This is a genomic window from Lebetimonas sp. JS138 (assembly GCF_000523335.1).
Classification (GTDB): domain Bacteria; phylum Campylobacterota; class Campylobacteria; order Campylobacterales; family Nautiliaceae; genus Lebetimonas.
Window position 1 is genome coordinate 445,315 of sequence record NZ_ATHT01000001.1, and the last position, 12,831, is coordinate 458,145.

General features: G+C 31.8%; 17 protein-coding genes. All 17 read right to left on the bottom strand.

The genetic code is table 11. From position 1 onward, the window contains the following. Window positions 1-151 precede the first annotated feature (151 nt). The 17 genes from DZ67_RS0102405 to DZ67_RS0102485 are packed head-to-tail and all read right to left on the bottom strand — an operon-like array spanning window position 152 to window position 12,822. The gene (locus tag DZ67_RS0102405) at window positions 152-640 is read right to left on the bottom strand and encodes an FKBP-type peptidyl-prolyl cis-trans isomerase (RefSeq protein ID WP_024787096.1); all 489 of its coding nucleotides are present in this window, start codon (window positions 638-640) and stop codon (window positions 152-154) included. Between the two features lie 35 nt (window positions 641-675). Continuing rightward, on the bottom strand, window positions 676-1,542 hold the full coding sequence (locus tag DZ67_RS0102410; RefSeq protein WP_024787097.1) for a tetratricopeptide repeat protein: 867 nt from the start codon (window positions 1,540-1,542) through the stop codon (window positions 676-678). 31 nt (window positions 1,543-1,573) lie between these two features. Further along, window positions 1,574-2,167: an OmpA family protein gene (locus tag DZ67_RS0102415; RefSeq protein ID WP_024787098.1), complete on the bottom strand. Its 594-nt coding sequence runs from the start codon at window positions 2,165-2,167 to the stop codon at window positions 1,574-1,576. 10 nt (window positions 2,168-2,177) lie between these two features. Beyond that, window positions 2,178-3,341 carry a translocation protein TolB gene (locus DZ67_RS0102420; protein WP_035907025.1) on the bottom strand — a complete coding sequence of 388 codons (1,164 nt, stop codon included), beginning with the start codon at window positions 3,339-3,341 and terminating at the stop codon, window positions 2,178-2,180. Continuing rightward, window positions 3,338-4,021 (bottom strand): hypothetical protein, encoded by a 684-nt coding sequence (locus DZ67_RS0102425; RefSeq protein WP_024790673.1) that lies wholly within the window; start codon window positions 4,019-4,021, stop codon window positions 3,338-3,340. Before DZ67_RS0102425 ends, DZ67_RS0102420 begins: the two co-directional genes overlap by 4 nt. Continuing rightward, window positions 4,018-4,395, bottom strand: a complete 378-nt coding sequence (locus DZ67_RS0102430; protein ID WP_024787101.1) for an ExbD/TolR family protein — start codon at window positions 4,393-4,395, stop codon at window positions 4,018-4,020. The genes DZ67_RS0102425 and DZ67_RS0102430 overlap by 4 nt, the downstream gene beginning before the upstream one ends. Next, on the bottom strand, window positions 4,382-4,933 hold the full coding sequence (locus DZ67_RS0102435; protein WP_024787102.1) for a MotA/TolQ/ExbB proton channel family protein: 552 nt from the start codon (window positions 4,931-4,933) through the stop codon (window positions 4,382-4,384). Before DZ67_RS0102435 ends, DZ67_RS0102430 begins: the two co-directional genes overlap by 14 nt. Further along, complete coding sequence (gene atpC / locus DZ67_RS0102440) at window positions 4,920-5,294, bottom strand: ATP synthase F1 subunit epsilon (RefSeq protein ID WP_024787103.1); 375 nt, start codon at window positions 5,292-5,294, stop codon at window positions 4,920-4,922. The genes DZ67_RS0102435 and atpC overlap by 14 nt, the downstream gene beginning before the upstream one ends. Before the next feature lie 9 nt (window positions 5,295-5,303). Continuing rightward, on the bottom strand, window positions 5,304-6,707 hold the full coding sequence (gene atpD / locus DZ67_RS0102445; protein ID WP_024787104.1) for a F0F1 ATP synthase subunit beta: 1,404 nt from the start codon (window positions 6,705-6,707) through the stop codon (window positions 5,304-5,306). 9 nt (window positions 6,708-6,716) lie between these two features. Next, entirely contained in the window at window positions 6,717-7,592 is an 876-nt protein-coding gene (gene atpG / locus DZ67_RS0102450) for an ATP synthase F1 subunit gamma (RefSeq protein ID WP_024787105.1), read from the bottom strand. Window positions 7,593-7,595: 3 nt separating this feature from the next. Continuing rightward, window positions 7,596-9,095, bottom strand: coding sequence for a F0F1 ATP synthase subunit alpha (gene atpA, locus DZ67_RS0102455; RefSeq protein WP_024787106.1), 1,500 nt, complete (start codon window positions 9,093-9,095; stop codon window positions 7,596-7,598). Window positions 9,096-9,110: 15 nt separating this feature from the next. Then, window positions 9,111-9,626, bottom strand: coding sequence for a F0F1 ATP synthase subunit delta (locus tag DZ67_RS0102460; RefSeq protein WP_024787107.1), 516 nt, complete (start codon window positions 9,624-9,626; stop codon window positions 9,111-9,113). Further along, window positions 9,626-10,129: a F0F1 ATP synthase subunit B family protein gene (locus tag DZ67_RS0102465; RefSeq protein ID WP_024787108.1), complete on the bottom strand. Its 504-nt coding sequence runs from the start codon at window positions 10,127-10,129 to the stop codon at window positions 9,626-9,628. Before DZ67_RS0102465 ends, DZ67_RS0102460 begins: the two co-directional genes overlap by 1 nt. Next, window positions 10,126-10,551, bottom strand: a complete 426-nt coding sequence (locus DZ67_RS0102470) for a F0F1 ATP synthase subunit B family protein (RefSeq protein ID WP_024790676.1) — start codon at window positions 10,549-10,551, stop codon at window positions 10,126-10,128. Before DZ67_RS0102470 ends, DZ67_RS0102465 begins: the two co-directional genes overlap by 4 nt. 32 nt (window positions 10,552-10,583) lie before the next feature. After that, complete coding sequence (locus tag DZ67_RS0102475; RefSeq protein WP_024787110.1) at window positions 10,584-11,399, bottom strand: ParB/RepB/Spo0J family partition protein; 816 nt, start codon at window positions 11,397-11,399, stop codon at window positions 10,584-10,586. Beyond that, window positions 11,396-12,175 (bottom strand): ParA family protein, encoded by a 780-nt coding sequence (locus DZ67_RS0102480; RefSeq protein ID WP_024787111.1) that lies wholly within the window; start codon window positions 12,173-12,175, stop codon window positions 11,396-11,398. The genes DZ67_RS0102475 and DZ67_RS0102480 overlap by 4 nt, the downstream gene beginning before the upstream one ends. Then, entirely contained in the window at window positions 12,172-12,822 is a 651-nt protein-coding gene (locus DZ67_RS0102485; protein WP_024787112.1) for a biotin--[acetyl-CoA-carboxylase] ligase, read from the bottom strand. Before DZ67_RS0102485 ends, DZ67_RS0102480 begins: the two co-directional genes overlap by 4 nt. Between the last annotated feature and the right edge of the window lie 9 nt (window positions 12,823-12,831).

A 12,831-nucleotide genomic window follows, 5' to 3' on the forward strand; every position in this document is an offset into this window, starting at 1 on the left:
ATGGAAGTAATATATAAAAATTACTTCAAAGATAAAAATTAACAGCTCAGTGCACGATATAAAAAATAAAAGAAGAATTAATTAAATTAATAAATATTATTTCTCTTACATAATAGCGTCAGACACTAATTAATATAAAAAGAGCGGCAGCCTAATGGCATCCGCATCCTTCCCCACATTCACACGCATTTCCGCCGACCTGACCTGTTAAAGCTTCGTCTGCTGTTGCATCTCTTTTACCTACAACTTTTACGTCAAAATATAAATCTTCTCCCGCTAACGGATGATTATAATCTATTGTAACATTTTGATCGTCGAAATCTTTTACTGTTACCGCAATAGTTTGCCCGTCAGGAGATTGACCGTAAAGTGTCATTCCTTTTTGAAGTTCAATTCCTTCGAATTGTTCTCTTGGAAGAGTTTGAACAGCTTCTTCGTTTCTTTCCCCGTAAGCTTCACCCGCAGGTACAGTTACGCTTTTTTCTTCTCCGGCTTGCATATTTACTATTTCTTTTTCAAGACCAGGAATAATTTGTCCTTTTCCTGCTACAAATTCGAGCGGAGCCTGTCCTTTATTGGTATCAACAACTTCACCTTCAGAGTTTTTCACTGTATATTCTATTGAATAAACTTCTGCCATAATGTTCCTTTATTATTTTTAAGCAGTATAACATATTATTTCAATTTTTCCAACTCTTTTTTTGCCAACTTTAAATATTTTGAATTTTTAAAATCATTAATCAGTTTTTCAAATGTAAGCAAAGCCTCTTTTTTCATTCCGAGTTTTTCAAAACTTATACCTGTATGATATAAAAGCTTATCGGTAAAAGAGGTTTTTTTAGGATAAAGGGTTATACTTTTTTTATAAAATGCCAAAGCATCTTTATAATTTTTGTTTTTAAAAGATATTTCACCCAGATAAAAGCTGCTGGTCGCCGGCATATAATTTGAATTCAGTGATATTAAAAACAAATTTTTAGCCTTCTTTAATTTACCTGAAAAATATAATTTTTTTGCTTTTTTATATGCAGCTTTAGGTGAAATATTTTGTTTTTTTATCTGATTTAAAATATCCTGAATAGAAGATGTTAAGTATTTAAAATTCTGATTTTGTATTTTCACTATTTCATTTATACTCTCTTTTAATTTGGAATAATTGTTGTTTAATACAGTAATATTGTTTTCCATACCGCTGATATTGGCCTCAAGATTTGATATACGCTTTTTTATATTAACCATATTGTTATTTAATAAATCTATTTCATCAAGCATTGTCTTGATTGCCTGGGATTTGTCTTTCAAATCGTTAATAGTTTCGTCATATTGGACAAATTTTTGTGTAAATTCGTTTTTTATTTTTTTTAACTCATTTTTTAATGAATTTATATTTTTCAGTACGTTGTTTATTGATTTTTTATTATTTAATATAGCTTTTTCATCAGGTGTTAAACCGTAAGGATTGGGAGAATTTAAATTACCAGCATTAAAAGGGTTAACATCTGCAAATAATAATAACGGAAGTAAAAAAAGAAGTTTTTTCATACAATTCCTTTTTAAAGGAATTGTATCTAAATTATGGAAGATAAGTAAAATTATCCCTTCTGTTTAATCTCCAGCACCATTTGGCATGAGCTGTACATACCGGATTTAATTCACCATAACTTATTACAGTTAATTTTTTAGGATCAACACCAAGTTTTATAAGCGCATTTTTTACACTGTTTGCCCTTTTTAACCCTAAAGCGTAATTATATTCTTCTGTTCCCCATTCGTCACAGTTACCTTCAATTCTTATAGTGTAATTAGATGGATTGCTTTTAATAAGTTCAGCTAATTTTTCCACTTTCGGCCACTGGTCAGCTCTTATATTGTATTTGTCAAAATCAAAATAAATTACTATACCTGAGAGTTTTTTTGCAAATTCTTCATTTGCGTTTTGTGCACTAACTTTTGCTCCTCCCAATGTTTCTTCTTCAACGTTTGCATTTTCGGTATTTACACTCGCATTTTGCTCTGAAGCATTTGCATTTGCATTTACATTTTGTTCTGTTTGCTGTGACTGTGTCCCGGTATTTACATTTTGGGCATTTTCCAAACTCGGCTGTTTAGAACATCCTGCTAAAAACAAAACTGCCGCTGCTACACCTACCAATAATTTTTTTTTCATTTTTTCTCCTTTACCAGTCAAATGATTGTAATATTTTTGGCAACTTATAATAAAAAACCTTGTTTTCATTTAAACGTATTATACCAATTTTACTGAAAAAATTCTCTCTTTTTATAAACATTATTGAATTTCCATCCACTGAAAAATTGGCATACATATTCTGACCGCCGAATGTAAGTCTTTTTAAGCTGTCATCATCTTTATTAATCAAAAAAAGATTAAATGTATTGCTTTTAAAAGCGTTGTTTGTTTCTCTTACACTCACAACCAGATAATTTTTATATGTATCAACACCTATTTGATTTTTACCCTGATACAAAACTCTCGATACATTCCCGCTTTTTAAATCTTTTGAAAAAACAAGGGGTATACCGTATCTGTCACTTACAAATACTATTTTATCATAATTATCTCCCCAAAATTTGCCGCTTACATCTATACCAGAATATGTTGTAAGCCTTATTAATTTTTTAGTGTTTATATCATATTCATAAACATCCGGGAGCCCTTCAGGGGCCAATGTCAATAAAATTTTATTTCCTTTTACATCAGATACAATTGCAAGGCCCGGTGAAGTTAAAATTTTTTCTTTTTTCCCGGTATAAATATTATATTTATATATTACGGCATATCTTCCGAGTTTTGTATAATAAATTGTGCTTTGTTTTTTATCCGCCCATTTAGGGAAAATATTGAGCCCTCCACTAATCAATCTTTTTTTATAAGAAAGCGTATAATCGGATATATAAATATTTGCTTCTTTTGGCGCAACAAGCATGGAATAAACAACTTTTCTGATTAAAAATTTTGCATCGGGCAGATTAAAATATCTGTTTAAATCATATACGGCTTTATGTACCAAAAAAGGGAAAAACGCATATGTATTTGATTTATAAATTTTGGTTAAAACAATATTATTGTTGTTTATATATTTTACTTTTAATGTTTTATTTTTATATTCAAAATCAAATTTAAAAGAAGTGTTATTGTCATTAAAAGAGTAATTAAAATGATCAAGCACCTTTAAATCCATTTTAAGAATTTTAAAAACATTTTTATCTCCTCTGAATTCTATCGATATATGAGGCTTATTTTGCAGATATTTTGTAATTACAATTTCATTTGCAAAAAGTGATATTGCAAATATAAAACATAATAGTAATTTTTTAATCATTTATTGGCCTTTGTTATAAATTTTACCGTAATATCAAATTTTTTATCAAATGTTAATTTTTCTATCTCCCCAATCAATTCCCGCTGTCTGTTTTCATCCAGATTACTTTCTAATATATAAGCATTGGTTTTACTGCCGTCAAATACAATGTTTATTTTAGCATATTCTCCGATTATATTGGAAATGTTATTCCAAAGAGGAGAGAGCTTTTTAACTATTAAATTTTCAATTTCTTTATCACTTAAATTTCCCCCTCCCCCGATTAAAGAAACATTAAAATTAATGGTTTTCACTTTTTTTAATTCTTCTTCAATCCCTTTATACCTGCTCATATCAAGCTGTGATTTACGTTTTATTTTTTCTGTATCGACATTATAATTAACTGTTTTGAAAATATCGTTAATTTTTATATTTTTTCCGCCTTTTGTAAAAGCTGAAATTGAACCTTTTTTTATTTTTTTTACAATTTTTTTTACCGGTTTATTTTTTTGTTTATTAATCTGCTTTTTGACAGTACTTTTAGGAGTGTTTATAATAGATTTTTTATTTGCAGGAACTACAATTGCGGTATGTATTAAAACTTCTTTTTTTTTCTTGGGTTGATTAAAAATAAGCACAAAAAAAAAGATAATTATAGAATATACAATTAATGTGAGAAAAAAAGATACAAAGATTCTCATTGGGTAAGAAGCCCTATTTGTGTAAAGCCTGTTTTAACAACAGCCGCATATATTTTCATAAAATCTTTATATTTTATATCTTTATCTGCCGCAATATAAACTAAAGCGTTTTTATTAAAATTTCCGTATTTTAAATTGAAATTTTCCAAAAAATCTTTAAACGGTAATTCTTCCTTATTGACATAAACTTTTAAATTTTTATTAATAACTATATTAATGGCCGCTTTTTTCACAGCCGGTGATGTTCTGCTTCCTTTTGGCAGATTAACGCTTTTTTCCTGATATGTGTTCATGGTGACTGAAACCATTAAAATTGCCAACAACACAAGCATAATGTCCACAAAAGGAGTAATATTAAGTTCAGGTTTTTTCATCTGCTAAGAAAACATCCTTTTGTATTTTTAAAATACTTTCCAAATCTTCTATTTTTTTAGAGAGAATCTGATGAAAACTGTAAGCGGGAACAGCGGTAATTATACCAACGGCCGTTGCAATTAAGGCATCTGCAATAGAAGGTGCAATCATATTGATAGTGGTAACCTTTTCCATAGAATTAAAAGCGTCAAGTATACCTATTACAGTTCCGAAAAGTCCGATAAAAGGGGCTGTAGATGCAACAATACTTAAAAAAACTATAAAACTGCTTGCCTTTTTTTTGGCTGCTTCAATACATGCGTCAAAAGAATATTTATTTATCTCTTTTGAATTTTCAATACAGCTTTTTAAAGAAGATTTAATAGAAAAATTATTACTCATACGCAAAGAATATAAAGATTCCTCTTCATTTTTTATCCAGGAAGACAAAGTTAAATATTTATAAAAAAAAACAAAAAAAACAAAAAAAAGATAAATTCCCAGCCATCCCAAAACAACGATGTTTACAGGATTGCTAAGAACCTTATCTAATAGCATTCTCTATCTTTGCTTCAACATCTGCGTAAAGAGCGTCACTTGAAATAGCTTCTTTTAGAAGTTTTTTAGCCTCTTCCATTTTTTTGGCAATTTCACTTTCATCGGGTCCCGTAACAGGAACGGCAGATGAAATTAAAACATTGGTATGATCGGGGGCTACTTCAACATATCCTTTATCAATAGCGATAATCTCTTTTTTACCGTCAGGTTTAATTAAAGTGATAATTCCGGGATGAAGAGAAGTAACAAGCGGTGCATGATTGTCCAATACACCGAATTCCCCTTCTATTCCGGGGAAATATGCTTCTTTAACTTCACCTTCATAAACTTTGCCAAGAGGTGTTACAATTTCTACTTTCATATTTTACCTTTATTTAGCCTTCATTTTTTCGGCTTTTTCCTTAGCTTCGTCTAAATCTCCCACCATATAGAACGCATTTTCAGGTAAATCGTCAACTTTTCCTTCAAGAATTTCTTTAAATCCTGCAATAGTTTTATCATGTTCTACATATCTACCGTCTGCACCTGTAAATACTTTAGCTACAAAGAACGGCTGAGATAGGAATTTTTCAATTTTTCTGGCTCTTGCAACAATTAATTTATCTTCTTCACTAAGTTCATCCATACCCAAAATTGCAATAATATCTTGAAGATCTTTATATTTTTGCAATACTTCCTGAACTTCTCTTGCTACTTTATAATGTTCTTCTCCGACAATTTGAGGGTCAAGAATTCTACTTGTTGAATCAAGCGGATCAACTGCCGGATAAATACCTTTTTCAGCAATTTTTCTGTTAAGAACGGTTGTCGCATCCAAGTGTGCAAATACATTTGCAGGCGCCGGGTCTGTCAAGTCGTCAGCAGGTACATATACTGCCTGGATAGATGTAATTGAACCGTTTTTAGTTGATGTAATTCTTTCTTGCAGTCTTCCCATTTCTGTTGCAAGTGTAGGCTGATAACCAACCGCACTTGGAATTCTTCCAAGAAGCGCTGACATTTCCGCACCCGCTTGGGCAAATCTGAAAATATTGTCGATAAACATCAATACATCCCTGTGCTCTTCGTCTCTGAAATATTCAGCCATAGTAAGACCGCTCATAGCAACCCTGTTTCTACATCCTGGAGGTTCGTTCATCTGACCGTAGCACAAAGCAACTTTATCCAAAACGCCGCTTTCTTTCATTTCGTTATAGAGGTCGTTTCCTTCCCTTGTTCTTTCGCCTACTCCGGCAAATACTGAATAACCGCTGTGTTTATATGCAACATTATGGATAAGTTCCATAATAATAACTGTTTTACCGACACCTGCACCACCGAACAGACCTGTTTTACCACCTTTCATATAAGGGCATAACAAATCCACAACTTTAATACCTGTTTCAAAAATTTCCATTTTTGTTGACTGGTCTTCAAACGCAGGAGCGCTTCTGTGAATAGACCATCTTGGCGCATCCGCAGGGACCGGTTCACCTTCATCAATCACATCACCGGTAACATTAAAGATTCTTCCAAGCACTACTTCACCTACAGGAACAGATATAGGTGCACCTGTTGAAACCACTTTTGTACCTCTGACAAGCCCGTCAGTCAAATCCATTGCAACTGTTCTTACGATATTATCTCCTATTTGAGCGGCGACTTCCAATACCACTTTTTTCTTTTTACCTTCTGCTTCAAACTCTACATATAAAGCCTCGTTAATAGCCGGTAGATTTTCTTCAAATTCTACATCAACTACAGGACCTAAGACTTGTAAAACTTTACCTTCCATATTACTCCTTTATTTTTTCATTGCTTCAATAGCAGTCACTATTTCAATCAATTCTCTTGTAACATTTTCCTGTCTGACTTTATTAAACTGAAGTGTCAATTGATGAACCATATCTTTTGCATTGTTTGTTGCCGCATCCATTGCCTGCATTCTGGCACTGTGTTCCGCAGCAAGAGAATCAAGCAAAGCAAAATAAAGTGAATATTCCAAATACTGTTTGACTAATGTCTCTAAAATAATTTCGTAATCCTGATCTGGTTCAACCTCAAGATAAACATTGCTTTCTTCTTCTTCCACTTCAATTGGTAAAAGTTCTTTTACTTCTACTTTTTGAGTCAGTTTGTTCACATATCCGTTATGAACAAGTATAATGTTATCTATATTGTTTTGAATAAAGTCATGATAACTCGTTTCTATAATTTCTTTAGCCTTTTCGTAATCAGGGGCGGAACTGAGGCCTATAATTTCCTCACTCATTTCTATTCCCATAAATTTAAAATATTCAATCGCCTTTTTCCCTATTACCTTTAGTCTGATTTTAACTTTTTTTTCTTTTAATTCTTTTATAAGATTTAAGGTTTCCTTGATTGTATGGATATTAAATCCTCCACAAAGACCTTTATCGGCGGTAATGACAATTAAATCGATTTTTTGAGTGTTTACTTTTGCAAATGCCCTTAAATCGATAACATCCTTAACTGCGCTGAGTTTAGATGATATTTCATGCATTACTTCATCTATCTTTTTGGCATATTCCCTTGAGCGAATCAACGCTTCTTCCGCTCTTTTTAATTTAGCGGTGGAAACCAGCTTCATCGCCCTGGTTGTTTTTTGAGTATTTTTAACACTGCTTATTTTTTGTTTTAATTCTTTTAAGGTTGCCATTTATTATCCCTCAAACTGAGTTTTAAATTCTTCTAGGGCTTTTTTCAATATCTCTTCTGTTTCGGCATCAAGAAGTTTTTTACTTCTGATATTTTCAAAAATCTGAGGATATTTTGCTTCTACAAACGGATAAAGCTCATCTTCAAATTTTCTTATACTTCTTACAGAAATATCATCAAGATACCCTTTTGTTCCCGCATAAATAATTACGACCTGTTTTTCTACCGGTAAAGGCTGGTTAGCAGGCTGTTTTAGAATTTCAACCAATCTTTGTCCACGCTCTAACTGTTTTCTGCTCGCTTCATCCAAATCACTTGCGAATTGTGCAAATGCCTCAAGTTCTCTGTATTGAGCCAAATCCAATCTTAATGTACCGGCAACCTGTTTCATCGCCTTAATCTGAGCGGCTCCTCCAACCCTTGAGACTGATAAACCGACATTAATTGCAGGTCTTATACCTTTATTGAATAAATCTGTTTCAAGGAAAATTTGTCCGTCTGTAATTGAAATTACATTTGTCGGAATGTATGCCGCAACATCCCCGCCTTTTGTTTCAATAATAGGCAAAGCTGTTAAACTTCCCGCTCCTAATTTATCGCTTAATTTCGCAGCTCTTTCAAGAAGTCTTGAATGCAAATAAAATACATCCCCAGGATATGCTTCCCTTCCCGGTGGTCTTCTAAGTAAAAGTGACATTTCTCTGTATGCATCCGCATGTTTGCTTAAATCGTCATATACAATCAATCCGTGTTTTCCGTTGTCTCTGAAATATTCTCCCATTGTAACACCTGCATAAGGTGCCAAAAATTTAAGAGACGCAGCTTCACTTGCACTTGCGTTTACAACAATTGTGTATTCCATAGCACCGTGTTCTTCAAGTGTTCTTACTATATTTGCAACAGTTGATTGTTTCTGACCTACCGCAACATAAATACAAACAACATCCTGACCCTTTTGGTTGATTATAGTATCAATCGCAACAGTGGTTTTACCCGTTTGTCTGTCCCCGATTATAAGTTCTCTTTGTCCCCTTCCAATCGGTACCAAGGCATCAATTGCTTTTAAACCTGTTTGAAGCGGTTCGTGAACAGATTTTCTTGCCATAATTCCAGGCGCTTTTTCTTCTACATATCTGTATTCGGCAGCTTCAACAGGCCCTTTTCCGTCAATCGGCTCACCCAAAGCATTTACAACTCTACCGATAAGCGCATCCCCAACCGGCACGGAAATTAATCTTCCAAGTCTTTTTACAGAGCTTCCTTCGGTAATATCTGTTCCACTTCCGAGAACAACGACACCTACATTGTCTGCTTCAAGGTTGAACACCATACCTTTTTCACCGGTTTCAAATTCAACCATTTCACCAGCCATAACATTTGTAAGACCGTAAACTTTAGCAATACCGTCAGCTGAATAAATAACTTTACCTACTTCTTCAACATCTACTTTCAAATCGAAATTTTCGATTCTCTCTTTTATTATTGAAGTGATTTCTTGTATCACATATACTCCTTTCTTTTAGATTGCTTTTAATATATCTGTAATTATATCTTGTTTAATTCTGTTTTCGTCTATGGAAACTTCAACATTCAACACATCAACAAAAACTTTAATTCCGTTAATATCTTTTTCCTTTAAACTAAGTTTTATTGCAGCATTAAATTTTGAAGAAAGTTTATCTTCAAGCGCTTTTAGAGTTTCTCCACTTATATGACCTTCCGCGGTTCCGTCGAAAGTATTATTGGAAATTGAAAGCTTGGCATGGTAATTTTTAAAAATATCTTTAATTATGTCTATTCTTTTATTTTCATTTAAAATTCTAACAAAATTAATAAATTTTTTATTTTCACATTCTGTAACAGTTTGTATAAATTTCAATTTTTCTTCTGTACTTAAAAGGGGAGATTTCAATATAAGCATAAATTTTGGGTTTTTGCTTAAAAAAGCCAGTTTTTTTAAAGCTTCAAATATTTCTTTTTGTTCTTCTTTGTTTAAAGAAGCCATAAGAGCTTTTGTATATTTTTCAACTATCATTATGCAGCCTTTAAAATAAGTTTTGCAGCGTCTTCACTGCTTATATGTATATCTTTAAAGATTTCATTCATAAATGATTTAACAACATCTTTTTTGGCTTTTCTGAGTTCACTCTCTTTATAAACTTCAAACAGTTTATCCATTGCCGCAAGTTCACCTTTTGTATCTTCCATAATTTTATTGGAGATAACAACAGCTTCGTTTTTTGAATTTTCAATTATCTCTTTGGCTGTTATTTTAGCTTCTTCAAGTTTTGCTTCCAATTCTTCTTTTTTAACTTTGGCTTCTCTTAATTTATTTTCAACTTCCTGAAATCTTGAAGCTATATTTTCTTTTCTTTTTTTAAAAAAATCAACAGCCCTGTTTCCGACCAAATACCATAAAATTGCAACAAAAATTAAAAAGTTAATCGTTCTTGGAATAAAATCGGTTGAACTTATCCCGCCTTCCGCTGCAAATGAAAACACACTTAAAATCAATGTTAAAAAGGATATTTTTTTCATGCCACATTCCTTATTTTATTTTCAAGTATTGTTTTAATTTCATCTTTTCCTTTTAAGAGTTCATTCAAAATTTTCTCTTTTTCAATTTCAATTTCTTCAGCAAGTTTTGCTTTTGCTTCTTCTATTTGAGCCTGTTTTTGAGCTTTTTGCTCTTCTGAGAGGGCTAAAGCTTTTGCTCTTGCTTCTTCTCTTATTTTGCCGGCCTCAGTTTTTGCTTTCTTCAAAATTTCTTTAATCTCATTTTCCAGTTTTTCTGTTTCTTCGGAATTGACATTAATCATTTTCATCTGTTCGGCAAGTTTAATTTCTCTTTCTTCCATAAAATTAATCAATGGTTTAAAAAGCCATTCGTTTAACAAATAAAGCGTAATTAAAAAAATTACAGCTACACCGACCATCAACCAGATATTCAGTTCAAGCATTAATTCTCCTTTTTTGAAATTTTAACATAATTTTAACTTATTATTTCAATTAATTTTTTTAATTTTTCAATATCTTTTTCATTTTTCCACATAATTTTAATATATTTATTCCCTATTTCCACTTTTATGCCTAATTTTTTTAAATTATCGGCCAACTTTGTAACTTCTGGTAGTATTGTTTCTTTGTTTTTTATTTTATTAACGAGTTTTTCCGTCTCTCTTACATTTAATTTTTTATTATTAATTTCATTTATAACTTCTTCCAATTCTTCTTTATTTAAATTAGACATAATTTTTGCATGTCCGACACTGATTTCGTTATTTTTTATTTTTTCCTGAACAAATTCGGGTAAGCTCAAAAGTCTTAATAAATTTGTCACATAGCTTCTGCTTTTTGAAACAATTTTTGCAAGCTCTTCATGGGTGTAACCGTGTTCGCTCATTAAATTTTGCAATGATTTGGCTATTTCAACAGGATTTAAATCTTCTCTTTGTATATTTTCAATTAAAGCATATTCTCTCAGTTCATTAATGTCCAAATCCAATATCAAAGCTTTTATTTCTGTTTTACCAAGTTTTTTAAAAGCCCTCAGTCTCCTCTCTCCGGCTATTAAAATGTAATTATCTTCGTTTTTTATAACTACTATAGGCTGTAAAAGTCCGTATCTGTCAATAGAAAGTGCAAGTTCTTCAATAGATTTTTCATCAAATTCTTTTCTTGGCTGAAATGGATTGGGTTTTATTTTTTCTACTTTAATTTCTTTTAAACCCTCATCCGGCAGATCTTTTAAATACCCGGCCTCCACGTCTTCCAAGATAGCTCCAAGCCCTTTACCCAGTCTTTTCATCTGTTTTTCTCCAGGATAGATTTTGCCAACAGTTCATAAGCAAGGGCGCCTGAGCTTTTAATATCATATGTAATTACAGGCATACCAAAACTCGGAGCTTCTGCAAGACGGACATTTCTCGGTATTACTATAAATTTATTATCACTTTTAAACATATTGTCTCTGAAATGTTTAATTATATCGTGCAAAACCTGTTTTGAAAGATTATTGGATTTTGTGTACATAGTAGGAAGAATCCCTTTAATTTCAAGCTTTGGATTTTTGGTTCTTCTTAAAAGTTTTATGGTTTGTAAAAGCTGCCCCAGTCCTTCAAGCGCAAAATATTCCGTCTGGACAGGAATAATCACACTGTCGCTGGCGGAAAGCGCGTTTATTGTAATAATTCCGAGCGTGGGAGGTGTATCTATAATTATATAATCGTAATTATTTTTAATTTCTTTTAATTTTTTCTTTAAAACTAATTCTTTATCTTCTAAATCGTCAAATTCTCTTTCAATCCCTACAAGTCCTATGTTGGAAGGAATTAAATCAAGAGTTGAAATTTTGGTATTTAATATTACTTCATTTATAGATTTGGAGCCTATTAACACATGATAAAGGTTAAATTCATAATCGCTTTTATAAAAACCGAGAGATGATGTTGTATTTGCCTGAGGATCAGCATCTATCAAAAGAACTTTTTTTTCATTTATTGCAATAGATGCCGCCAAATTTACAGCGGTGGTGGTTTTACCAACGCCCCCTTTTTGATTCGCTACAGAAATTATTTCTATCATCTTCTTGAATAAACCCTTTTATTTTTTATTTTCAAACTTCCATCATCCTCTAAGATTCCATCTATATCAAATAAATTTTTAGTTTTTTCAAATTCTTTTTGATACTCATTAATAATTTCTTCCCAGCTGTAATTATATATGTTTTTCAAAAAGCCTTTTAGAATTTTATCATTTTTTATTTTCAAATCCAAACCGGCAAAATTATTTGAGGGTGATTTTTTTGTATTAACTCCTATACCTACTGTTAAAATATCTTTTTTAAATTGGCTTAAAACCCCGCAAACTTTTTTTAAATCTTTTGTATATAAATCATTTGGCCACTTCATAAACAAATTTAAACCAAAATTTTCCAATGTTTTTTTCATTACAAAAGCAAAAAAAATCGAAAGACTCTGAATCGGAATATTAAGATTATTCTTTAGGGCAAATGAAAAAAACAAATTTCCCCTCTCCCCCAGCCATCTGTTTCCCCTGCTTCCAATCCCTTCTGTCTGATATTCGCTCCAAACACAAACAGGCAGTTTGTATTTATCTATATTTTCAATCAAATATTTCTGGGTTGAATCAATCTTATTAAAATATATTATCTCCCATACAACATTTACAATTCTCCATTTTTCGCATTGCTCATTTTCGCCCATTTTCATTTTACACTT

Excerpts from the sequence above, each read along its gene's own strand:
- DZ67_RS0102405 (WP_024787096.1), bottom strand. The coding sequence starts at position 640 with ATGGCAGAAGTTTATTCAATAGAATATACAGTGAAAAACTCTGAAGGT.
- DZ67_RS0102410 (WP_024787097.1), bottom strand. The coding sequence starts at position 1,542 with ATGAAAAAACTTCTTTTTTTACTTCCGTTATTATTATTTGCAGATGTT.
- DZ67_RS0102415 (WP_024787098.1), bottom strand. The coding sequence starts at position 2,167 with ATGAAAAAAAAATTATTGGTAGGTGTAGCAGCGGCAGTTTTGTTTTTA.
- DZ67_RS0102420 (WP_035907025.1), bottom strand. The coding sequence starts at position 3,341 with ATGATTAAAAAATTACTATTATGTTTTATATTTGCAATATCACTTTTT.
- DZ67_RS0102425 (WP_024790673.1), bottom strand. The coding sequence starts at position 4,021 with ATGAGAATCTTTGTATCTTTTTTTCTCACATTAATTGTATATTCTATA.
- DZ67_RS0102430 (WP_024787101.1), bottom strand. The coding sequence starts at position 4,395 with ATGAAAAAACCTGAACTTAATATTACTCCTTTTGTGGACATTATGCTT.
- DZ67_RS0102435 (WP_024787102.1), bottom strand. The coding sequence starts at position 4,933 with ATGCTATTAGATAAGGTTCTTAGCAATCCTGTAAACATCGTTGTTTTG.
- atpC (WP_024787103.1), bottom strand. The coding sequence starts at position 5,294 with ATGAAAGTAGAAATTGTAACACCTCTTGGCAAAGTTTATGAAGGTGAA.
- atpD (WP_024787104.1), bottom strand. The coding sequence starts at position 6,707 with ATGGAAGGTAAAGTTTTACAAGTCTTAGGTCCTGTAGTTGATGTAGAA.
- atpG (WP_024787105.1), bottom strand. The coding sequence starts at position 7,592 with ATGGCAACCTTAAAAGAATTAAAACAAAAAATAAGCAGTGTTAAAAAT.
- DZ67_RS0102460 (WP_024787107.1), bottom strand. The coding sequence starts at position 9,626 with ATGATAGTTGAAAAATATACAAAAGCTCTTATGGCTTCTTTAAACAAA.
- DZ67_RS0102465 (WP_024787108.1), bottom strand. The coding sequence starts at position 10,129 with ATGAAAAAAATATCCTTTTTAACATTGATTTTAAGTGTGTTTTCATTT.
- DZ67_RS0102470 (WP_024790676.1), bottom strand. The coding sequence starts at position 10,551 with ATGCTTGAACTGAATATCTGGTTGATGGTCGGTGTAGCTGTAATTTTT.
- DZ67_RS0102475 (WP_024787110.1), bottom strand. The coding sequence starts at position 11,399 with ATGAAAAGACTGGGTAAAGGGCTTGGAGCTATCTTGGAAGACGTGGAG.
- DZ67_RS0102480 (WP_024787111.1), bottom strand. The coding sequence starts at position 12,175 with ATGATAGAAATAATTTCTGTAGCGAATCAAAAAGGGGGCGTTGGTAAA.
- DZ67_RS0102485 (WP_024787112.1), bottom strand. The coding sequence starts at position 12,822 with ATGAAAATGGGCGAAAATGAGCAATGCGAAAAATGGAGAATTGTAAAT.